Consider the following 18789-nt stretch of genomic DNA (forward strand, 5'->3'; position numbering starts at 1 on the left):
TCCAAGGAAAGGATATGTGCCATGAATATTCACGCCAAGACCGCCATGGATCCCGCATCGCAGGGCAGGGTCGTCACCAAGGCCGTCATCGCCGCCGCCGAGCGGCTGGGCCTGAACGCTGCCCGCACGGCCGATATTCTGGGTGTGTCCGCGCCAACGGTCTCGCGCATGAGGCGGCTTGATTTCCTCCTGGAGCCGGGCGCCAAGTCCTTCGAGCTTGCGGTGCTGCTGATCCGGGTTTTCCGCTCGCTGGATGCGATTACCGGCGGCGATGAGGCGGTGGCGAAAAACTGGCTGCGCAATCACAATACGGCGCTTGATGCCGTGCCTGCCGAAAGGCTCACCACCATTACCGGATTGATCGATGTCCTCTCCTATCTGGACGCCCGACGCGCTCCTGTCTGAAAAACGCGCCGCATCGGGAAAATTTTGGCGGCTGGTGGAAGCGCAGCATCAGGTTTCCACCATGAAGCTGGTGGATACGGTGGAGGAGCAATCGCTGCTGGAAGATATTCTGGAGACGAGCAAAAGGCCGTTTCCGCCCGAATGCGCCGGTTTCGATTATCTTCTCGCCACGCCTTTCCGATATGGCGCCGCTTATCCGCATGGCTCGCGTTTCCGCCGCGCGGGTTATACCGAGGGCGTTTATTACGCCGCCGCGAAGGTGGAAACGGCGCTCGCCGAAATGGCCTTTTACCGGCTGCTGTTTTATGCCGAATCCCCCGGCACGCCGCTTCCGGCCAACCCCGCCGATTATTCCGCCTTCGCCGCCCGTATCGCCACCGATGCGGCGCTTGACCTGACGCAACCGGACCTGAACCGCGACGAAACCGCGTGGACCGATCTCACCAATTACGAGCCGTGCCAGGCGCTGGCCGAGCAGGCGCGACTGGCCAAGGTGGAGGCGATCCTCTACCGTTCGGTGCGCGATCCCGCCGCTGGCCTCAATATTGCGATCCTTTCTCCCAAAGCCTTTGCCGAAAAAGCGCCGGTGGAACGCATGAGCTGGCGCATCCGCCTGTCGAAGACGGGCGTGCAGGCATTGTGCGAATTTCCAATGCGCAGAACCGGTTTCGCGGTCTCGGATTTCGCCGGCGATCCACGCCTCGCCAGCCTGCTCGGCTGACGAGGCATTGTTGGTGGGGAGCATCAAGCCGAGGCGAAAAACGCTTCGGGATTGTCGACTTCCACCAGCTTGCGCTTTTCGATCAGCCAGAAGCGGGTTCCGACCGTCCGCACGAAACTCCTGTCGTGCGAGACAAGCATGCAGCTGGCCTCACGGCTGATGATTTCCGCCTCCAGCGTTTCCTGACCATCTATATCAAGATGGTTGGTGGGTTCGTCCAGCAGGTAGAAATTCGGCTCCGCCAGCCGCAGCGCCAGCATGGCAAGCCGCGCCTTCTGCCCACCGGAGAGTGTGGCGATGCGGCGTTTCTGCATTTCCATGTCGATGCCAGCGCCGGCGAGCAGGCCGTGGATGCGCTGGTCACCAATGTCGAAACGGCGCGACAACAGCGCCGCCGGCGTGCTGTCATCGTCTATTTCGGCCAAAGACTGGTCGACATAACCGGCCACCAGCGAGGGCGTGGCCTTTATGCCGTCCTCTATCTGGCCAGCAGCCGTCACCGCCGCCTGCAGCAGCGACATCAGCCGCGTCTTGCCGACGCCATTGCGGCCGAGAATGACGATGCGGTCGCCCTGGCGGATAAATTGCCGGCCGGTGCGAAACAGCAACGTTCCATCCGGCGTCGAGACCGGCACGTCCTCCAGCGTCATCAGAACCTTGGCATGGGTGCCGCGATTGGCGAGCTGGATCTTGCCGGCGGATCGGTCGCTATGGGCAGGGCGCGCTTTCTCCTCGATCTTTTCCGCACGCTGGCGCAATTGCTTGGTCTTGATGGTCAGGAGATCGCTGCCGGAATTGATGCCGATATTGTTGAGCTTGGCCGCCTGCCGGCGCAATTGCTGCGCGGTTTTCATGTCGCGCTGGAAACGCCGCTCATCGGCGGCATCTTCCTCCTCCAGCGCCGCGCGCGCATGGCCATAGGACAGGCGGAACAGCGCCGAGTTTTCCGGTCGCAGGAACAGCGTGGTCCGGGTGACATTGTCGAGAAAAGCGCGGTCATGGCTGACGATGATGACGGCCGTATCGCGCGGCAATTCACCGAGCCAGCTTTCCAACACGTTGATCTTTTCGAGGTCGAGATGGTTGGTCGGCTCGTCGAGCAGCAGCACGTCAGGTTCGGTGATCCATGCCCTGGCCAGCATCGCGAGCCTTTGCCAGCCGCCGCTCAGTTCTTTCAGCCGGCGCTCACGGAAGGGTTCGGGCACCAGCATGACGTCGAAGATGATGTCGGCGCGCCAGCTGTCGCTGTCGATCGTGTCCGCCGGCAGGGCGGAAAGCACGGCGTCGCGCATCGTGTGGTCCATCAGCGCGAAGGGCAGATTCTGGTGGACGATCGACTGCGTCAACCCGCGCAGCCGGGTGATATCGCCGCTGCTGGGCTCCATGTCTCCTGCGAGGCAGTTGAGCAGGGTGGATTTGCCGCAGCCATTGGCCGCAACGATGCCGATGCGGTCTCCCGCATTCACGGTGAGGCTGAGATTGGAAAAAAGCGGCTTACCCAGAATGATTCCGAGGTTTCGAAGCGTGATGATGGTCATGATGTCGTCTCTGGCAGGACGGACCCGTCAAGAACCGTGGTCTGCCACAGGCAGTACCGGGTTTCGGTTCGTAGTGATCCGTCGTGAAAACAGGCGCAATGGCAGACAAGCTGCATTCTGCGCGGCCTTTTGGGCAAACCAGAGTGTTGGTGTTCCGGTCAGCCCTGCAAACGTGTCTGCAGGGCAAAAAGGTGGCAGAGCTGACGATTGCGCCAGAAGCAGGAAATATCCATGCGAAGCCTCCTTTCTCGAAACGTGTTGAACCGCTCTGAGCATTACCAGCGGACGTCGTCCGTGGCAACCCGCCTGACGGGTAGGCAAAGCCGGAACAGGGGGGAAGGGGCAGTGCGGCGAATGTCGTCTCCGGTGGGGGACTACGAAAGCCGCACCTTATTCGTTAATTAGGGGTCTCCTTCGGCCGGAAGGGCCTATTGCTTGCCGACACGCGCGCGCAGTTCTTCGACATGCGCGGCGATCTCAGGTGTCACCGCATCGCCGAAATCTTCCATCTCGAACATCGGGCGGATTTCGATCTCGCTCTTCTCCAGCATCGGGTTCGGGCAACGCTTTACCCATTCCACGGCCTCGTCCATGTCCTTCACTTTCCAGATCCAGAAACCGGCGACCAGCTCATTGGTGTGCGGGAAAGGACCGTTGACGACGGTGCGGCTGTCGCCGTCGAAGACAACCCTTTTGCCCTTGGAGGAGGGGTGAAGGCCATCACCGGATTGCATGATGCCGGCATTGACCAGTTCCTCGTTGAATTTCCCCATGGCCTCCATGAGTTCGGTCGTGGGCATGACGCCTTCTTCGCTGCTTTTGGTGGCTTTTACAAAAACGATTGCACGCATGATCTTTCCTCCTTGATTTGCGTTCTGCTCAGTTTCGCTCCCCGGCGCGACGGCCGGATGACATTTTTACCGATAAATCATCCCGTCAGCCGAGATCGATGAGATCGCGGCGCAGCCGGCCCGGGTCGCCGCTGCCGATCTTTGTCTCCACTTCGGCGTGGGTCTGCTCCCAGATGGGGAAGGCGACCGCAAGCACCGCCATGCCCTCCGGCGTCAGCCGCAGCCGCTTGCCGCGCTTGTCCTTTGGGTCAGGCTCGATGCGCACCAGCCCGCGCCGCTCCAGCGGTTTGAGCGCAGCCGTCAGCGTCGTGCGGTCCATCGCCAGAAGATTGGCAACCGGCCCCATCGGCGGCGGCTCCGGCCGGTTGAGCGATATCAGCAGGGAAAACTGGCCATTGGTGATTCCCGCTGGCTTCAATGCATTGTCGAAAAGTCGCGCCAAAGCCCGCGCCGCACGCTGCGCATGCAGGCAAAGACAGGAGTCTCGCACGAGAAGGGTTGTCGAAAAAGGAATCACGCCGGCGTTTGACATGCAATAAATATGTTGATATCAACCTAATTAGTCAAGCGGAACTTGGTTGCTCCGCAGACTGTTTATTGCCTTTCAGCACAGAAATAAGCGGCGCCCTTCGGTGGAGCGGAGTGTGCCGCGGTGAAAGACGGATCCAAGGAGGAAAGATCATGTCTCATCCCGTCGTTTCGAAGGAGGAGTGGCTTGCGGCCCGCCGCGATCTGCTGGTGAAGGAAAAGGAACTGACCCGCGCCCGTGACAGGCTGAATGAGGCCCGGCGCGCACTGCCCTGGGAGGAGGTGACGAAGGACTATATCTTCGATGCACCTTCCGGCCCCAGGTCACTGCAAGAACTATTCGGCGATTGCAGTCAGCTCATCGTTTATCACTTCATGCTGGCGCCGGACTGGGAGGAGGGCTGCGTCGGTTGCTCCTTTTTCGCCGATCATGTCGATGGCGCGCTCGTTCATCTCAGGCATGGCGATGCGGGTTTCGTCGCGGTTTCGCGTGCGCCGCTTGAAAAGATCGAAGGCTATAAAAACCGCATGGGCTGGAAATTCCCCTGGGTTTCGGCCGAGGGCAGCGATTTCAACTATGATTACCAGGCCTCGTTTCGCGACGAGGACGTGGAAAAAGGTGAAATCACCTATAATTACCGCGACATGGCGCCCTTTGGCGACCTGAAGGACCTGCACGGCATCAGCGTTTTCGCCAAGGGTGAGGACGGCAAGATCTACCACACCTATTCCACTTACGCCCGTGGCGCCGAGCAGACGCTCGGCACGTTGATGCTTCTCGATCTGGTGCCAAAAGGCCGTAATGAAGATGAGGTAATGGATTGGGTGCGCCGCCATGACCAGTATGAGGATGCGCCGAAAGCCGCATCCTGCTGCCATTGAACCGGGACATAGGAGGAGAAGACAATGGAAATTCCAACCGCCAAGCCGCAGAAGGAACACGAGTTCCTGAACAGGATCGTCGGAGACTGGATCATGACCGCCAGCTCCGGCCATGAGGCCTACGACCCCAATGATCCCGAACAGGTATTCATCGAAAAGGTGCGCTCCATCGGTGGCCTCTGGATCATCGGCGAGGGCACCGGAAAAATGCCTGACGGTACCAGCATGACCGCTGTCATCACGGTTGGTTTCGACCCGGCCAAAGGCAATTTCGTCGGCACCTGGGTGGGCTCGATGATGACCAATCTCTGGGTTTACAAGGGTTGGCTGGAAGAGGACGGCAAGACCCTGACACTGGAGGCCGAAGGTCCTGCCTTCGACGGTTCCGGAGACACCGCCACCTACCACGACGTGCTGGTGCTGCATGATGACAATCACCGCAGCTTTTCCGGCAGCGTCAAGCAGCCGGATGGCACCTTCAAGACCTTCATGACATCGGAGTTCCGGCGCAAGACGTAATTTGCGCCGGGAACGTCTGCATGACAAGCGCCGCCGCGTCCTGCGGCGGGCACTTAGCCACACCACACCACGCACCCAATCTCCAGAGGAGACGACAATGTCCGATACACATGGAAAATTCATCTGGGTCGAATTGATGACGCCCGACATGGAGGCGGCTGCCCGCTTTTACGGTCATGTCGTCGGCTGGCAGACCAAGGATTTCGGTTCGCCGGAAATGCCCTATCTGGTGCTGGAAGCAGATGGCAAAGGCATGGGCGGCGTCATGGAACTGACGGAAGAGCATAAGGGGCAGGGCATTCCCCCGAACTGGACGGCCTATGTCGATGTCGATGATGTCGATGCCACGGCAAAGCTGTTCGCTGACAAGGGCGGCGCGATCAGACGCCCGCCGCAGGATATTCCCGAAATCGGCCGTTTTGCCGTGGTCGCCGATCCCTATGGTGCAGTGCTCTGCATCATGACGCCGCTGCCGATGGAGACCGGTGGTTTCCCCGAGGATATGCAGGAAAAGAAGGGCCATGTCGGCTGGTACGAACTCTTCACCGACAATGTCGATGAGGCAATGGCCTTTTACGGCGAAGTCTTCGGCTGGACCAAGGACCATGATTTCGACATGGGCGAGATGGGTCCGTACCGCATCTTCGCCCACAAGGGCAAAGCCGTCGGCGGCATCATGAAGCGCATGCCGCAGGTTCCCGTCTGCCATTGGGGTTATTACTTCAATGTCGATGGTATCGAGGACGCGATCACCCGTGTCAGCACCGGCGGCGGCAAGGTCGTCAACGGGCCCATGGAAGTTCCCGGCGAAAGCTGGATCGTCAACTGCGTCGATCCGCAGGGCGCCTATTTCTCGCTGGTCTCGCAGAAGAAATAATCTTGCTTCTTCTCGAAAACGATCTGCCGGGGGTCCGCTCCGGCAGATTACCGCTCTCTCGATAGCCTGACATGATCGATGAAGGCGCGCAGCTTCGGCGCAATGTGGCGGCGGCTGGGATAATAGAGATAAAACCCAGCAAAAACAGGCGAATAGTCTTCCAGCATCGCAATGAGCTTCCCGCTTTCCAGATGGGGACGGAACGTCTCTTCCATGCCGAAGGTGATGCCAGCACCGGCGCATGCCAGCTTTATCATCAGTTGCATGTCGTTGGTGGTGAAGTCCGGCTGCACCGCCACCGCAAATTCGCGACCGTTCTCGGCAAATTCCCACCGATAAGGCGCTACACCCGGACGCGCCCGCCAGCCAATGCATCTGTGATCGATCAATTCGCGCGGCTGCGTCGGCAGGCCGAAACGGTCGCGATATTCAGCGGAACAGACGGCCAGCTGTCGCTGCGGCACCGATACCGGAACGGCGATCATATCCTGTTCGATAAGCTCTCCAAGGCGCACGCCGGCATCGTACTGTTCGGCGACAATATCGAATTCTTCGTCCGTCACGACGATGTCGAGCTGTACGTCGGGATGGGCGTCGGCAAAACTCGCAAGCAGCGGTCCCGAGAGAAAGCGCTCCGCAATGGAGGAAACGGCGAGCCGAAGCTGCCCCCGCACCGTGCCGCTCAGGGACGACGCGGCCTGTGCCGCCTGCGAGATCGCGCCGATTGACGGCGAAACATCCGCATAAAGCTGCTGTCCCGCTTCCGTCAGACTGACGCTGCGTGTCGTTCGCCGCACCAGCGCTATGCCCATGGTCTCCTCGAGCTTGCGCATGGTCTGGCTGACAGCGGATCGGGTCACGCCGAGCCTGTCCGCCACCGCCCGGAAGTTTCGTTCCTCGGCCACCAGGCAGAAAGTCGACAGCGCGTTGAGATCGATATTCATTGGTTAGAAATTCTACCCATCGAGGTTATGATTGAGGCGATTATCACGACAATGCCAAAACTTTATCTTGCCCGCAACGGTCGCTTCCAGAAAACCGGCCGTAACAGCAAGGAGAAAACCATGGCATTGAACAAAGTCGTTCTCATCACGGGTGCATCGAGCGGGATCGGTGAGGGCATCGCAAGGGAGCTTGCGGGCGCCGGGGCGAAGCTGGTGCTTGGCGCACGCCGCATGGACCGTTTGCAGTCCCTCGCGGAAGAACTGCGTCGGAAGGGTGCCGAGGTCGTTATCCATACGCTTGATGTAACGGACAGGCAGAGCGTCGAGGCTTTTGCCGAGGCGGGACGCAAGGCCTTAGGCCAGATCGACGTTATCGTCAACAATGCGGGGATCATGCCGTTGTCGCTGATGTCGTCGCTCAAAGTCGACGAATGGGACCGCATGATAGAGGTCAACATCAAGGGCGTGCTTTACGGCGTCGCCGCGGTGCTGCCGGAAATGACGGCACGCGCTTCCGGACACATCATCAACATCGCCTCCATCGGTGCGCTGGCCGTCTCGCCGACGGCTGCCGTTTATTGCGCGACGAAATTTGCGGTCCGCGCCATTTCGGACGGGCTGCGTCAGGAAAACCGTGACCTGCGCGTCACCTGCATTCACCCCGGCGTGGTGGAAAGCGAACTCGCCCACACCATCACCGATCCGGCCGCCGCGGAACTGATGCAGAGCTACCGGGCCATCGCCCTGAAGCCCGACGCTATCGGCCGCGCCGTCCGTTACGCCATCGAGCAACCCGATGATGTCGATGTCAATGAAATCGTCATCCGCCCCACCGCTGCCTGAGGAGATCGACATGAAAGCCATTTTTCCGACCGCGTTTGCGATTGCAATGTTCGCAGGATCCGCACTCGCACTCGCAAATGCACAGCATCTGGATGACCGGTTGAAACGCGGCGATGATGTTGTCCGCAGCCTCAATAATGGCCAGCCGCAAGCCAATCTGGAGCGCATGCGGCAAGAGTTTCCGTTCCTGGCGCAGGCAACGGAGGGATATGCCTTGGGTGAGGTATGGTCGCGGCCGGGTCTGGACAACCGCACCCGCCAGCTGGCCGCCGTTGCTGTCATGGCGGCCCTTGGTGAGCGTGATCTGATGAAGGTCCATGCCGGTTATGCGCTGAATGTGGGCGCAACCGACGAGGAACTGAAGGAGATGATCTATCTCATCACCGTTCCCGCCGGCTTCCCTAAGGCTATCGCCGCATCACGCACGCTTGCGGAACTGTTCGAGGAACGCCGCGCGAATGCCGCAACGGGAGTGGAAAGAAAATGAACATCGTATCGACATCGGTTGCGCTTCTGCTTGCGGCGGCTTCCGCCGAAGTAGAGAACCGCAAATCTAGCAACGCCACGGAAGTGAACATGACGGAGACGGCTCAAATAGAGAACCACCCTTATGTCGGCATGTGGGTCACCGGCGATGGCCACATTCGTCAGGAACTTCTGCCCAATGGCCGTTATGACGAGGCGCGGGGCAAACGCAAAAGCGCCTATCAGGGACGTTATGAGGTGAAGGGAAACCACATCGACTATTGGGACGATACCGGCTTCACGGCCGATGGCGAATTCGTCGATGATGTGCTCCATCACGGCGGCATGATCTTCTATCGTCAGAAGTAACCGCCGCGACGTTAAAGCGCCGCCCGCCCATCGAGCGGGTAGGCGGCGCGCTTGTTTCTAGCGCTTAAGGCTTCCCAAAATCCCGCGCACGATGGCGCGTCCGACCGAAGTCGCAACCGAGCGGGCAGCGCTTTTCATTGCTGCCTCGATCACCGTTTCGCGCTGATAACCGCTCGTCTTGCGAGCGCCGGTGGTCGAGGCCTGTTTGGGCTCCTCATCACCGAAGCCGGGCAGGCGCCAGCGCCCCGAGGCGTTGTCGGACTGGTTGGCGGCATTTTCTTCCTCGGCGCGTTTGGCGGCTTCTGCTTCCGCCGCCTTCTGGGCGCGGGCGTTAAGGATTTCAAAGGCCGATTCCCGGTCGATATCCTTGTCATACTGGCCGGAGACGGGGCTGAGATCGATCAGCGACTTGCGCTCCGAATCAGTCAACGGCCCGACGCGGCCGGAGGGCGGGCGCACGAGCGTGCGCTCGACGATGGAAGGCGCACCCTTGTCATGCAGGGTGGAGATCAGCGCTTCACCCGTGCCGAGCGTGGTGATGGTATCGGCCGTGCTGAAAGCGGGGTTCTGGCGGAATGTATCGGCGGCGGTGCGCACTGCCTTCTGTTCGCGCGGCGTATAGGCGCGCAGCGCATGCTGCACGCGGTTGCCGAGCTGGGCAAGAACGGTTTCCGGCACGTCGAGCGGGTTCTGCGTGACGAAATAGACGCCAACGCCCTTGGAGCGGATAAGACGCACGACCTGTTCCACGCGTTCCACCAGCACCCGCGGGGCATCGTTGAACAGCAGATGCGCTTCATCGAAGAAGAACACCAGGCGCGGTTTTTCCGGGTCACCCACTTCAGGCAGTTCCTCGAACAGTTCCGACAGCATCCAGAGCAGGAAGGTGGCGTAAAGGCGCGGGTTCATCATCAGCTTGTCGGCGGCGAGAACCGAAACCGTGCCGCGCCCATCCGCGCCGACGCGCATGATGTCGGCGATCTTCAGCGCCGGTTCGCCGAAGAAGTTGGCCGCGCCCTGCTGTTCGAGAACGAGTAGCCCACGCTGCAGCGAACCGACCGAGGCCTTGGAAATCAGGCCGAACTGGTTGGAAAGCGCCGTTGCGTTTTCGCCCATATAGTTCAAGAGCGATTGCAGGTCTTTCAGATCGAGCAGCGGCAACCCACCCTGATCGGCGATCTTGAAGGCGATGTTGAGCACGCCTTCCTGCGCTTCCGAGGCGTCCATCAGCCGGGCGAGCAAAAGCGGTCCCATTTCGGCGATAGTGGCGCGCACGCGATGGCCTTTTTCACCGTAGAGATCCCAGAAGATCACGGGCGATTTGCTATAGGAAAAATCGGTGAAACCGATCTGTTCGGCGCGTTTCTGCACCCAGTCTTTTGCTTCGCCTTCCAGTGCGATACCGGAAAGGTCACCCTTGATATCGGCGCAGAAGACCGGCACGCCTGCCTTGGAAAAACCTTCGGCGAGCACCTGCAGGGTCACGGTCTTACCCGTTCCCGTCGCGCCGGTGATGAGGCCGTGGCGGTTGCCGAATTTCAGTTCCAGATATTCGCCCTTGTTCAGGCTGTCGTCCGGATTGCGGCTGGTGCCGATATAGAGCTGTCCGTCCTGCAACATCGACCATTTTCTCCTGCGGCTGATGCACGACCCTTAAAAATCAACGCGGATTTTGTAAAAAGTCATGTCCGAATGAATGCGTAACTGGCATGCTTTGGCCGTTCCTCGCGAAAGCGGCCTTTTCATAGTCTGGTTGTGATGATCTTATAAGGGCAGTTTCAAGGCGCAACAACTGCTTGATGGCGATGAAGAAAAACCGCTTGATGAAAGTTGCCGCACCATTCATGGCCGCTTGAATGCGGCACTGGATTGTTTTACGTTGACGTTAACGTCAGTTATTCGATGTTGGCGTCGTTTTTCAACAGGAGGCAAGAATGAACGAAGTCGTGGATCAGATCGCCGCAAAGGCGGGGATCGACCCTGAACTGGCTGAAAAGGCCATTGGCATGATTCTCGGTTTTCTCCAGCGCGAGGCGGAAGACGGCCCGATCGCCCGGATGATCGAAGCCATTCCCGGCGCCAGCGATCTGGTTGCCCAGTATAATGGCGAAGGCACCGGTGGCGGCGGCGGTCTGCTTGGCGGACTGATGAGCGCGCTCGGCGGCGGCGGCATCATGGGCCTCGGCCAGCAGCTGATGAGCCAAGGCCTCGGCATGAGCGAGATTTCCACGCTCGCCAAGGAAACCATCGCCGTTGCCCGCCAGCATGCGGGTGATGAGACCGTCGATCAGGTGATCGCCTCGGTGCCGGGCCTCAGCCAGTTCGCTTGAGGCGAGTTTACTCCATCGCAGGGCGCGGCGGCTGTTCGTTGAACCGCCGCCGCGCCTCTTCTATTTCGGCATGGTGCGTCTCCGCCCAGATCCACACGCCGCAAAAGGCGCTGCCGAGTGTGCGGCCAAGGGTCGTCAGACCATAATCCACATGCGGCGGAATGACGGGGTGCACCGTGCGGCGCACCAGCCCGTCGCTTTCCATCTGCCGCAGCGTTTTCGTCAGCATCTTCTGGCTGATATTGCCCACATGTTTGCCGATCTGCGTGAAGCGCTGCGTCCCATGCTCTTCCAGCACTTCCAGAATGAGCATCGTCCATTTGTCGGCCACCTTCGCAATGATATCCTGAACCAGCGCCTCAATCGCCGGATGGGTATCCGTGGGCGGCGGAACCTTGCGCCGGCTCTCGATGGCCGGGTCGGCGGCGTGCCGTTTCATCTTACACTCTCCTTTGGGTAAGTATAAATCTTTTGGGTGCCTACTTTCGATTGGAGAGTATCATAGCTAACTTCCTTTCAGCCAACAAGCAAAGGATGTTCCAATGAAAATCACCGGCAATACCATTCTCATCACCGGCGGCGGCTCCGGCATCGGTAGGGCGCTGGCGGAAGCGTTTCATCAGGCCGGCAACAGGGTCATCATTTCCGGCCGCCGTCAGGCTGTGCTCGATGAGGTAACGGCCGCCAATCCCGGCATGGCCTCAATGGTCATGGATGCCGGCGATGCCGAAGGCATCCGCGCTTTTGCCGAGGCGCTGGTAAAGGCCCATCCCACCCTCAATGCCGTCATCAACAATGCCGGCATCATGCGCCCGGAAGAAATCGCCGCCGCGCCTGACTATCTCGACACGGCGGAAGAAACCATTGCGACCAACCTCCTTGCCCCCATCCGTCTGACGGCGGCGCTTTTGCCGCATTTCCTCAAGCAGCCGGCCGCCACGGTGCTGACGGTCTCCTCCGGCCTCGCTTTCGTGCCCATGGTGCTGACCCCCACTTACAGCGCCACCAAATCGGCCATCCATGCCTATTCGGTTGCGCTACGCGAGCAACTGAAGGAAACGTCCGTGGAGGTCATCGAAATCGTGCCGCCTTATGTGCAGACGACGCTGATGGGCGAAGGGCAGGCCAATGACGAAAGGGCCATGCCGCTTGAGGCCTTCATTTCCGAAGTGATGGATATTCTCAAGAACCGCCCGGATGAGAAGGAAGTGGTGGTGGAACGCTGCAAGCCGCTGCGTTTCGCCGCGCAGAACGGCAATTTCGATCAGGTCTTCGCCATGATCAACCATATGCACCCGTAAACAGCGCAACGTTTGTTTTGCAAGGACATCCTGTGATAGCGTCGCGCTCTTATCCGCGGAGCGTGCGCTTTCATGGGCCAAGCCCAGTTCCTGATGCCGAAGACGGTTCTGCCCGGTGTTGCCGCCGTGGTGGCGGATAGCGATCGCTCCTTTCCACGCCACATGCATGATCAATTCGGCATCGGTCTCATCGCCCGCGGCGCGCAGAAATCGCTCTCCGGCCGCGGCATGGTGGAGGCCGGCGCCGGTCATGTCATCACCGTCAATCCGGGTGAGGTGCATGACGGCATTCCGCTCGGAGAGGGCGGCCGCGCGTGGCGGATGCTCTATCTCGATATCGAGATCGTCCGCGACGCCATCGCCGATATCAGCGAAAAGGATCGCGGCACCTTCGAATTCGCTTATCCCGTTGATACGAGACCTCTGGCGAAGCGGTTCAACGCTGTCTTTTCCGCCGTCACTGCGAAGGAACGACCGGGCGAAACCCTTGATAGTGACGAGACCCTGCTGATGTTTCTGGCGGATGCCATGGAGACGGCGGCCAACCCGCCTGTCGTGGCGGCGCCCGACACCATTAAGCGCGCGAAAAGCAGCATCGATGATGACCCCGCCCGACCGTTCCGCCTTGCCGATCTGGCAAAGGAGGCCGGCATGAGCCAGTTCCGCTTCCTGCGGGCTTTTGCGAAGGCCACGGGCCTGACCCCGCACAGCTATCTTCTCCAGCGCCGCGTCCATCTGGCACGGCACGCGTTGGCCGACGGCACACGGCCCGCCGAGGCCGCCGTCATCGCCGGTTTTGTCGACCAGAGCCATCTCAACCGGTTCTTCGTGCGCCAATTCGGCGTGACGCCCGCTGTTTACCGGGCGGCACTTTCGTAAGGTATGTTAGCGCAAATGGGGAATGGCCTTATGCGGCGGCCTTGGTGTTCTGCGGAGCGTAGGCCGCACTCTCTTCCCTCATTCCTGTGCTTGTCACAGGAATCCAGCCAGCCCAAGTCCTTGGGCTGAAAGGACTAATTTCGCCGCGCAGACGCGCGTCGACTGGATTCCTGTGACAAGCACAGGAATGAGGGGAGTGGGCTAGGCTGGAAGAGAGGGGCCGGCACCGTAGCCCGTTGCTTCGGCGATGGCCTCCGAGCACCAATGCCGCAATTTCATCCAAGACACCCACTCCACGCATCATCATGCTCTCGTCCTCAATCCCAAGAGGACAGACCCACACCATGACACCCGAATTCCTCATCACATCCTTCATCGTCGCCGCTTCTCCCGGAACTGGCGTGGTCTACACGCTGGCCGCCGGTCTTTCGCAGGGGGCAAAGGCGAGCATCATCGCGGCTTTCGGCTGCACGCTCGGCATCGTGCCGCATCTGTTGGCCGCCATCACCGGCCTTGCCGCCATTCTGCACACCAGTGCGCTGGCCTTCGGCATCGTCAAATATCTGGGGGTCGCCTATCTGCTCTACATGGCGTGGAACACGCTGCGGGAGAATGGCGCGCTGAAGATCGATGAGACGAGGCAACCGCAAAAACCCGCCCGCGTCATCGGTGAGGCGATCCTCATCAATCTGCTGAACCCGAAACTGTCGATCTTCTTTTTTGCCTTCCTGCCGCAGTTCATCGCGCCCGGCGAGCTATCACCGACATGGCGCATGATCGATCTCGGGCTGATCTTCATGGCCCTGACGTTTCTGGTATTTGCGCTTTACGGCTGTTTTGCCGCCTCGGTCCGGCGGCAGGTCGTGTCGCGTCCAGCGGTTCTCGCATGGTTGAGGCGCAGCTTCGCCGCCGCTTTCGTGGCGCTGGGGGCGAAGCTCGCCTTTACCGAGCGTTGAGACCGGACCGGATGGCCGGCCGCCTCAGTCGTCCCAATCGGGCGCGAGGTGGCCGGGGCTGACGATGCGGCCATTCGGCTTGGCAAGCGCATGGATCGCCTGCATTTCCTCTTCCGAGAGCGCAAAATCGAAAATGTCGAAATTCTCCTTGAGGCGGCTTTCCGTCGCCGTCTTGGAAAGCGCCACGATATCCGGCTGCTGCACGGCCCAGCGCAGGGTCACCTGTGCGGCGGTCTTGCCGTGTTTCGCGCCGATATCCTTGAGAACGGGATCGTTCGGCACCTTGCCATCGGCCATCAGATAATAGGCCGTCACCGACATGCCGTGTTTACGGGCCGCCGAAATCACCTTCGTCTGGTCGAGATAGGGGTGATATTCGATCTGGTTGGTGGCAAGCGGCGTGTCGGAAAGTTTCACCGCTTCTTCGGTCAGCGCCACGTTGAAGTTGGAAATGCCGATATTGCGGGCCTTGCCGGCCTTGCGCACCGCATTCAACGCGCCCATGCGCTCGGCAAGCGGCACGTCACTTTTCGGCCAGTGCAGAAGCAGCAGGTCGAAATAGTCGGTCTTCAGTTTCGCAAGGCTTTCATCGACGGAGGCGAGAAAATCGTCATGGCGGTAGCGGTCCACCCAGACTTTGGTGGTGAGAAAGATATCGTGCCGGGAAATGCCCGATTGCGCGATAACCTCGCCGACGGCACCCTCGTTCTTGTAGATCTGGGCGGTATCGACATGGCGGAAACCAAGTTTCAGCGCTTCCGGCAGAATGCGCCTGACATCGTCTTCCGGAATGCGGAAGGTGCCGAAACCGAGGGCGGGAATATTCGCGCCATTCGCGCTGACGTCGTACATGGGTGTCTCTCCTGTTTGCTGAAAACATGGCCGGCGGAAGAGGCCGGTTAGGGGAAGCAGTCTTTCTTTAACTGGTGTCGGCGCGATCGGTTTCAACCGCAGGCAGATATCATATCGGTATATAGTTCTCATCTGGACGACGGCATGGGCTGCCCGTCCCCTCTGAGCGGTTGCACGGGATAACGGACGGCGCTACGCCTCTGAATGTCCGCAAAGCCAACGCGCAGGTCGGGCGACAGGGATGGAAGGAAATCTCGCGTGTCACGCTCACAACGGCTTCTCGATCTCCTGCAGATCCTCCGCTCCCACCGCATGCCGGTCAGCGGTGCGGCGCTTGCCGCCGAGACCGGCGTCAGCCTGCGCACGCTCTACCGCGATATAGCGACGCTGCAGGCGCAGGGCGCGGATATCGAGGGTGAGGCAGGCGTGGGTTACGTGCTGCGTCCCGGTTTCCTGTTGCCGCCGCTGATGTTTTCGCAGCAGGAAATCGAGGCGCTGGTGCTGGGTTCACGCTGGGTGGCGGGCCGCGCCGATGCCGGGCTGGCCGAGGCCGCGCGTGCCGCACTCGTCAAGATCGCTGCCGTTCTGCCCGATGCACTGCGTGAGGAACTCGATAATTCCACCCTGCTTGTCGGCCCGGGGCAGGGCCTTGCCGCCATCCGTGTCGATCTGGCCGCCATTCGCGAAACCATCAGGAAAGAGAGCAAGGCGGTGATGACCTATCGTGATGAGAAGGGAGACCTGACGGAGCGGGTCATCTGGCCCTTTGCGCTCGCTTTTTTCGATCTGGTGCGCGTGGTGCTGGCATGGTGCGAAACCCGGCAGGATTTCCGCAGCTTCCGGGCTGACCGCATCGAAAGCTTCCGTCCTCTCGACAACCGTTACCCGCGCCGCCGCCAGGCGCTGATGAAAGAATGGCGCGAGCGGGAGAAACAGCGGCGACGCAATCATGCTGACAAAAACTGACAACAGGCGGGTCTAGAAACCGTTCATCCGCAACACAGGAGAACGACCATGACCCACCCCGATTTCACCATCCTCTATGTCGACAACCCGCCGGCCAGCACGCAGTTCTACAAGGCGCTACTGGGTGTCGATCCCGTCGAATCCTCCCCGACTTTTTCCCTCTTCGTCCTTGCCAACGGCATGAAGCTCGGCCTCTGGTCACGGCACACCGTGGAGCCGAAGGCCTCCGTGACGGGCGGTGGCGGAGAGCTTGCTTTCCGTGTCGAAAACGACGCGCAGGTGGATGAGACTTTCGCCGGGTGGAAGGCAAGTGGTGTCGCCATGCTGCAGCAGCCCGCGAAAATGGAGTTCGGTTATACCTTCACGGCCGCCGACCCAGACAGCCACCGCCTCCGGGTCTATGCCTTCGCGGGTTGATAACCCTATTTCTTCACCGCCACCACGAAAAGCCGGGGAAAACGCAGCAGCAACCGGCCGTCCGCCATGGGAGGATAGGCCGCCGCGATGCGTCGCGTATAATCGGCGAGGAAGGCTTCGCGGTTTTCCTCGCCTGCGGCGGCGAGATAGGGGCGCAGCCCCGTGCCCTTCACCCATTCGACAATGCTGTCCGCATCCTTCATCGGGTGATTATAGACGGTGTGCCAGACATCCACCCGCGAGGATTTCGGCGAAAGCGCATTAAAATAGTCCGAGGGTGGGGGAAGAGGTTTGCGACGCAGGCCGCCACCGGAAAAAGCGTCCTTCCACGGTCCCCCGTCGGCCGTTTCATGCATCGCGATATGCGTCGGCTCCTGCAGATTGTCAGGCATCTGCACGGCGAGAACACCGCCGCTTTCCAGCTGGTCCATCAGTTGTGACAGAACGGCAAGATGGTCCGGCACCCACTGGAAAACGGCATTGGCGTAAAGCAGGTCCGCCTTCTGCGCCGGTTTCCACGTCGCAAGGTCGGCCTTGCCGAAATTGGTATTCGGTAGCCGGTCCGCCGCCTTTTCCAGCATGTCGTCGTCGCTGTCGATGCCGGTGATGACGTTGACGCCGTAACGGTCGGTCAGAAGCTCGGTGGAATTGCCCGGGCCGCAGCCGAGGTCATAACCATTCAGCACGCGCTCCAGCGGCACCTGGGCCAGAAGATCCCGCGCGGGGCGCGTCCGTTCGTCTTCGAATTTCAGATATTGTTGCGCGGACCACGCCATGATTTCCTCCTGCGGACTGCCGTCAGATCGTCAGCATCGCATAGCCGAAACGGCCCCGCCATCATCGGATCAATGAATTATTGTGATGATTCTATTCATCAACCTTTTGTTTCGCCTCACAAAACGTCTTTGTCAGGGCCTGCATTTGTTATTTTCCATCAAAATCAAATATGGCGGCAATTAAAACTTGACCTGTCTGGGCGAGAGGCATTCACTCCGGCCGATTTCCAGCACATGCCGGTTAAGAACGCGAAACGTTTTGCGTCCGGAAATGCATCAAGACAAAAGACGGAGCGTTTTCGCCAGGCGGAAATGTTTGACACAGGAGACCGTTATGAGCGTCGATACCGCACCCCGATCAACCACCTGGACCTATGTTGACGGTCAATGGCTGCCCGGCAATCCGCCGCTCATCGGCCCGACCTCGCATGCCATGTGGCTGGCCTCCACGGTATTTGACGGCGCACGCTGGTTTGATGGCGTGGCACCCGATCTCGATCTGCATTGCCAGCGTGTCAATCGCTCAGCCACCAACATGGGCATGAAGCCGACCATGACGGCGGAAGAGATCGAGACGCTTGCGCTTGAGGGTGTGAGGAAATTCGACGGCAGGATGGCGATCTACATCAAGCCGATGTATTGGGCCGAACACGGCATGCCCGGCAGCGTTGTCGCGCCGGATGCCAGCTCCACCCGTTTTGCGCTCTGCCTGTTCGAAGCGCCGATGGACGCCGGCAAGCCGCTGACGCTCACCGTCTCGCCGCTGCGTCGTCCGTCGCCGGAAACCGCGATGACCGACGCCAAGGCTGGCAGTCTTTATCCCAATAGCGGCCGCGCCATTCTGGAAGCCCGCGCACGCGGTTTCGACAATGCCCTGATGCGCGACATGAACGGCAATGTCGCCGAATCCGCCTCGGCCAACATCTTCATGGTCAAGGACGGTGTCGTCTTCACGCCGGTGCCCAACCGCACCTTTCTTGCCGGCATCACCCGTTCGCGTGTGATCGGTCTTCTGCGTCAGGCCGGTTTCGACGTTCGGGAAGCCACGCTGTCGGTCGAGGATTTCAACGAGGCTGATGAAATCTTCTGCTCGGGCAACTATTCCAAGGTTTCGCCTGTCGTGAAGCTGGATGACCGCGAATTGCAGGCGGGCCCGGTCGCGCGCAAGGCGCTTGATCTCTATATGGATTGGGCACGTCTCGGCGCAGACGTCTGAAATCCGCATACATTGCGTTAAACGCGGCCATGGCAGGCATTCGTCCGGTCATGGCCGTTTTTGTTGCGGCGCAAAAAAATCCCCAAAAAGATGGGGGAGTTTAATCCAATTTTAGACAAGCTTATTTTAGTTTGCGGCATCTTCATTTCCGGCT

At 60.1% G+C, this 18789-nt stretch carries 23 protein-coding genes; 15 read left to right on the plus strand and 8 right to left on the minus strand.

Annotated features, from left to right (window positions below; all coding sequences use genetic code 11):
- Positions 1 to 21 precede the first annotated feature (21 nt).
- Positions 22 to 405: an MbcA/ParS/Xre antitoxin family protein gene (locus tag ATU_RS04175; RefSeq protein ID WP_010971193.1), complete on the plus strand. Its 384-nt coding sequence runs from the start codon at positions 22 to 24 to the stop codon at positions 403 to 405.
- Positions 365 to 1126, plus strand: a complete 762-nt coding sequence (locus ATU_RS04180) for an RES family NAD+ phosphorylase (protein ID WP_006312232.1) — start codon at positions 365 to 367, stop codon at positions 1124 to 1126. Before ATU_RS04175 ends, ATU_RS04180 begins: the two co-directional genes overlap by 41 nt.
- Before the next feature lie 23 nt (positions 1127 to 1149).
- Here the strand turns inward: ATU_RS04180 and ATU_RS04185 are convergent, their stop codons facing one another.
- From ATU_RS04185 to ATU_RS04195, 3 genes are all read right to left on the minus strand, one after another.
- Positions 1150 to 2664, minus strand: coding sequence for an ABC-F family ATP-binding cassette domain-containing protein (locus ATU_RS04185; RefSeq protein WP_035256372.1), 1515 nt, complete (start codon positions 2662 to 2664; stop codon positions 1150 to 1152).
- Positions 2665 to 3092: 428 nt separating this feature from the next.
- Positions 3093 to 3515: a YciI family protein gene (locus ATU_RS04190; protein WP_010971196.1), complete on the minus strand. Its 423-nt coding sequence runs from the start codon at positions 3513 to 3515 to the stop codon at positions 3093 to 3095.
- An 85-nt stretch (positions 3516 to 3600) separates the two neighbouring features.
- Positions 3601 to 4047 (minus strand): MarR family winged helix-turn-helix transcriptional regulator, encoded by a 447-nt coding sequence (locus tag ATU_RS04195; RefSeq protein WP_010971197.1) that lies wholly within the window; start codon positions 4045 to 4047, stop codon positions 3601 to 3603.
- A gap of 149 nt (positions 4048 to 4196) precedes the next feature.
- Between ATU_RS04195 and ATU_RS04200 the strand changes: the two genes are divergently transcribed.
- The 3 genes from ATU_RS04200 to ATU_RS04210 all read left to right on the plus strand — a co-directional run bounded on the left by ATU_RS04200 (position 4197) and on the right by ATU_RS04210 (position 6321).
- The gene (locus tag ATU_RS04200) at positions 4197 to 4925 is read left to right on the plus strand and encodes a DUF899 domain-containing protein (RefSeq protein ID WP_010971198.1); all 729 of its coding nucleotides are present in this window, start codon (positions 4197 to 4199) and stop codon (positions 4923 to 4925) included.
- A 24-nt stretch (positions 4926 to 4949) separates the two neighbouring features.
- Positions 4950 to 5444: a DUF1579 domain-containing protein gene (locus tag ATU_RS04205; RefSeq protein ID WP_010971199.1), complete on the plus strand. Its 495-nt coding sequence runs from the start codon at positions 4950 to 4952 to the stop codon at positions 5442 to 5444.
- Positions 5445 to 5541: 97 nt separating this feature from the next.
- Positions 5542 to 6321: a VOC family protein gene (locus tag ATU_RS04210; protein WP_010971200.1), complete on the plus strand. Its 780-nt coding sequence runs from the start codon at positions 5542 to 5544 to the stop codon at positions 6319 to 6321.
- Between the two features lie 47 nt (positions 6322 to 6368).
- Here the strand turns inward: ATU_RS04210 and ATU_RS04215 are convergent, their stop codons facing one another.
- Positions 6369 to 7265, minus strand: coding sequence for a LysR family transcriptional regulator (locus ATU_RS04215; protein WP_035256378.1), 897 nt, complete (start codon positions 7263 to 7265; stop codon positions 6369 to 6371).
- A 120-nt stretch (positions 7266 to 7385) separates the two neighbouring features.
- On the opposite strand from ATU_RS04215, the gene ATU_RS04220 reads away from it, so the two are divergent.
- The 3 genes from ATU_RS04220 to ATU_RS04230 are packed head-to-tail and all read left to right on the plus strand — an operon-like array spanning position 7386 to position 8942.
- Positions 7386 to 8108, plus strand: coding sequence for an SDR family oxidoreductase (locus ATU_RS04220; protein WP_010971202.1), 723 nt, complete (start codon positions 7386 to 7388; stop codon positions 8106 to 8108).
- A 10-nt stretch (positions 8109 to 8118) separates the two neighbouring features.
- Entirely contained in the window at positions 8119 to 8595 is a 477-nt protein-coding gene (locus tag ATU_RS04225) for a carboxymuconolactone decarboxylase family protein (protein WP_035256381.1), read from the plus strand.
- Positions 8592 to 8942: an Atu4866 domain-containing protein gene (locus ATU_RS04230; RefSeq protein ID WP_010971204.1), complete on the plus strand. Its 351-nt coding sequence runs from the start codon at positions 8592 to 8594 to the stop codon at positions 8940 to 8942. Before ATU_RS04225 ends, ATU_RS04230 begins: the two co-directional genes overlap by 4 nt.
- Before the next feature lie 57 nt (positions 8943 to 8999).
- On the opposite strand, the gene ATU_RS04235 is transcribed toward ATU_RS04230, so the two are convergent.
- On the minus strand, positions 9000 to 10562 hold the full coding sequence (locus tag ATU_RS04235) for a helicase HerA-like C-terminal domain-containing protein (RefSeq protein ID WP_010971205.1): 1563 nt from the start codon (positions 10560 to 10562) through the stop codon (positions 9000 to 9002).
- 314 nt (positions 10563 to 10876) lie between these two features.
- Here ATU_RS04235 and ATU_RS04245 point away from each other — a divergent pair, with 314 nt between their 5' ends.
- Positions 10877 to 11272: a hypothetical protein gene (locus ATU_RS04245; RefSeq protein ID WP_006312217.1), complete on the plus strand. Its 396-nt coding sequence runs from the start codon at positions 10877 to 10879 to the stop codon at positions 11270 to 11272.
- A gap of 7 nt (positions 11273 to 11279) precedes the next feature.
- Here the strand turns inward: ATU_RS04245 and ATU_RS04250 are convergent, their stop codons facing one another.
- Complete coding sequence (locus ATU_RS04250; RefSeq protein WP_010971206.1) at positions 11280 to 11711, minus strand: winged helix-turn-helix transcriptional regulator; 432 nt, start codon at positions 11709 to 11711, stop codon at positions 11280 to 11282.
- A 103-nt stretch (positions 11712 to 11814) separates the two neighbouring features.
- On the opposite strand from ATU_RS04250, the gene ATU_RS04255 reads away from it, so the two are divergent.
- The 3 genes from ATU_RS04255 to ATU_RS04265 all read left to right on the plus strand — a co-directional run bounded on the left by ATU_RS04255 (position 11815) and on the right by ATU_RS04265 (position 14408).
- A complete protein-coding gene (locus ATU_RS04255; RefSeq protein ID WP_010971207.1) occupies positions 11815 to 12573 on the plus strand; it encodes an SDR family oxidoreductase in 759 nt (252 codons plus the stop codon).
- Positions 12574 to 12645: 72 nt separating this feature from the next.
- Positions 12646 to 13452: an AraC family transcriptional regulator gene (locus ATU_RS04260; RefSeq protein ID WP_010971208.1), complete on the plus strand. Its 807-nt coding sequence runs from the start codon at positions 12646 to 12648 to the stop codon at positions 13450 to 13452.
- 344 nt (positions 13453 to 13796) lie between these two features.
- Complete coding sequence (locus ATU_RS04265) at positions 13797 to 14408, plus strand: LysE family translocator (RefSeq protein WP_010971209.1); 612 nt, start codon at positions 13797 to 13799, stop codon at positions 14406 to 14408.
- Between the two features lie 24 nt (positions 14409 to 14432).
- Here ATU_RS04265 and ATU_RS04270 read toward each other — a convergent pair whose 3' ends face one another.
- Entirely contained in the window at positions 14433 to 15260 is an 828-nt protein-coding gene (locus ATU_RS04270; protein WP_010971210.1) for an aldo/keto reductase, read from the minus strand.
- Positions 15261 to 15518: 258 nt separating this feature from the next.
- Between ATU_RS04270 and ATU_RS04275 the strand changes: the two genes are divergently transcribed.
- Positions 15519 to 16226 (plus strand): helix-turn-helix transcriptional regulator, encoded by a 708-nt coding sequence (locus ATU_RS04275; protein ID WP_010971211.1) that lies wholly within the window; start codon positions 15519 to 15521, stop codon positions 16224 to 16226.
- Positions 16227 to 16274: 48 nt separating this feature from the next.
- Positions 16275 to 16643: a VOC family protein gene (locus ATU_RS04280; protein ID WP_010971212.1), complete on the plus strand. Its 369-nt coding sequence runs from the start codon at positions 16275 to 16277 to the stop codon at positions 16641 to 16643.
- Between the two features lie 5 nt (positions 16644 to 16648).
- On the opposite strand, the gene tam is transcribed toward ATU_RS04280, so the two are convergent.
- The gene (tam, locus tag ATU_RS04285) at positions 16649 to 17419 is read right to left on the minus strand and encodes a trans-aconitate 2-methyltransferase (RefSeq protein ID WP_006312207.1); all 771 of its coding nucleotides are present in this window, start codon (positions 17417 to 17419) and stop codon (positions 16649 to 16651) included.
- Positions 17420 to 17753: 334 nt separating this feature from the next.
- Here tam and ATU_RS04290 point away from each other — a divergent pair, with 334 nt between their 5' ends.
- The gene (locus ATU_RS04290) at positions 17754 to 18635 is read left to right on the plus strand and encodes a branched-chain amino acid aminotransferase (protein ID WP_006312205.1); all 882 of its coding nucleotides are present in this window, start codon (positions 17754 to 17756) and stop codon (positions 18633 to 18635) included.
- Positions 18636 to 18789 lie beyond the last annotated feature (154 nt).

Source organism: Agrobacterium fabrum str. C58, assembly GCF_000092025.1.
In the GTDB taxonomy this organism is placed as follows: Bacteria; Pseudomonadota; Alphaproteobacteria; order Rhizobiales; family Rhizobiaceae; genus Agrobacterium; species Agrobacterium fabrum.

Excerpts from the sequence above, each read along its gene's own strand:
- ATU_RS04175 (WP_010971193.1), top strand. The coding sequence starts at position 22 with ATGAATATTCACGCCAAGACCGCCATGGATCCCGCATCGCAGGGCAGG.
- ATU_RS04180 (WP_006312232.1), top strand. The coding sequence starts at position 365 with ATGTCCTCTCCTATCTGGACGCCCGACGCGCTCCTGTCTGAAAAACGC.
- ATU_RS04185 (WP_035256372.1), bottom strand. The coding sequence starts at position 2,664 with ATGACCATCATCACGCTTCGAAACCTCGGAATCATTCTGGGTAAGCCG.
- ATU_RS04190 (WP_010971196.1), bottom strand. The coding sequence starts at position 3,515 with ATGCGTGCAATCGTTTTTGTAAAAGCCACCAAAAGCAGCGAAGAAGGC.
- ATU_RS04195 (WP_010971197.1), bottom strand. The coding sequence starts at position 4,047 with ATGTCAAACGCCGGCGTGATTCCTTTTTCGACAACCCTTCTCGTGCGA.
- ATU_RS04200 (WP_010971198.1), top strand. The coding sequence starts at position 4,197 with ATGTCTCATCCCGTCGTTTCGAAGGAGGAGTGGCTTGCGGCCCGCCGC.
- ATU_RS04205 (WP_010971199.1), top strand. The coding sequence starts at position 4,950 with ATGGAAATTCCAACCGCCAAGCCGCAGAAGGAACACGAGTTCCTGAAC.
- ATU_RS04210 (WP_010971200.1), top strand. The coding sequence starts at position 5,542 with ATGTCCGATACACATGGAAAATTCATCTGGGTCGAATTGATGACGCCC.
- ATU_RS04215 (WP_035256378.1), bottom strand. The coding sequence starts at position 7,265 with ATGAATATCGATCTCAACGCGCTGTCGACTTTCTGCCTGGTGGCCGAG.
- ATU_RS04220 (WP_010971202.1), top strand. The coding sequence starts at position 7,386 with ATGGCATTGAACAAAGTCGTTCTCATCACGGGTGCATCGAGCGGGATC.
- ATU_RS04225 (WP_035256381.1), top strand. The coding sequence starts at position 8,119 with ATGAAAGCCATTTTTCCGACCGCGTTTGCGATTGCAATGTTCGCAGGA.
- ATU_RS04230 (WP_010971204.1), top strand. The coding sequence starts at position 8,592 with ATGAACATCGTATCGACATCGGTTGCGCTTCTGCTTGCGGCGGCTTCC.
- ATU_RS04235 (WP_010971205.1), bottom strand. The coding sequence starts at position 10,562 with ATGTTGCAGGACGGACAGCTCTATATCGGCACCAGCCGCAATCCGGAC.
- ATU_RS04245 (WP_006312217.1), top strand. The coding sequence starts at position 10,877 with ATGAACGAAGTCGTGGATCAGATCGCCGCAAAGGCGGGGATCGACCCT.
- ATU_RS04250 (WP_010971206.1), bottom strand. The coding sequence starts at position 11,711 with ATGAAACGGCACGCCGCCGACCCGGCCATCGAGAGCCGGCGCAAGGTT.
- ATU_RS04255 (WP_010971207.1), top strand. The coding sequence starts at position 11,815 with ATGAAAATCACCGGCAATACCATTCTCATCACCGGCGGCGGCTCCGGC.
- ATU_RS04260 (WP_010971208.1), top strand. The coding sequence starts at position 12,646 with ATGGGCCAAGCCCAGTTCCTGATGCCGAAGACGGTTCTGCCCGGTGTT.
- ATU_RS04265 (WP_010971209.1), top strand. The coding sequence starts at position 13,797 with ATGACACCCGAATTCCTCATCACATCCTTCATCGTCGCCGCTTCTCCC.
- ATU_RS04270 (WP_010971210.1), bottom strand. The coding sequence starts at position 15,260 with ATGTACGACGTCAGCGCGAATGGCGCGAATATTCCCGCCCTCGGTTTC.
- ATU_RS04280 (WP_010971212.1), top strand. The coding sequence starts at position 16,275 with ATGACCCACCCCGATTTCACCATCCTCTATGTCGACAACCCGCCGGCC.
- tam (WP_006312207.1), bottom strand. The coding sequence starts at position 17,419 with ATGGCGTGGTCCGCGCAACAATATCTGAAATTCGAAGACGAACGGACG.
- ATU_RS04290 (WP_006312205.1), top strand. The coding sequence starts at position 17,754 with ATGAGCGTCGATACCGCACCCCGATCAACCACCTGGACCTATGTTGAC.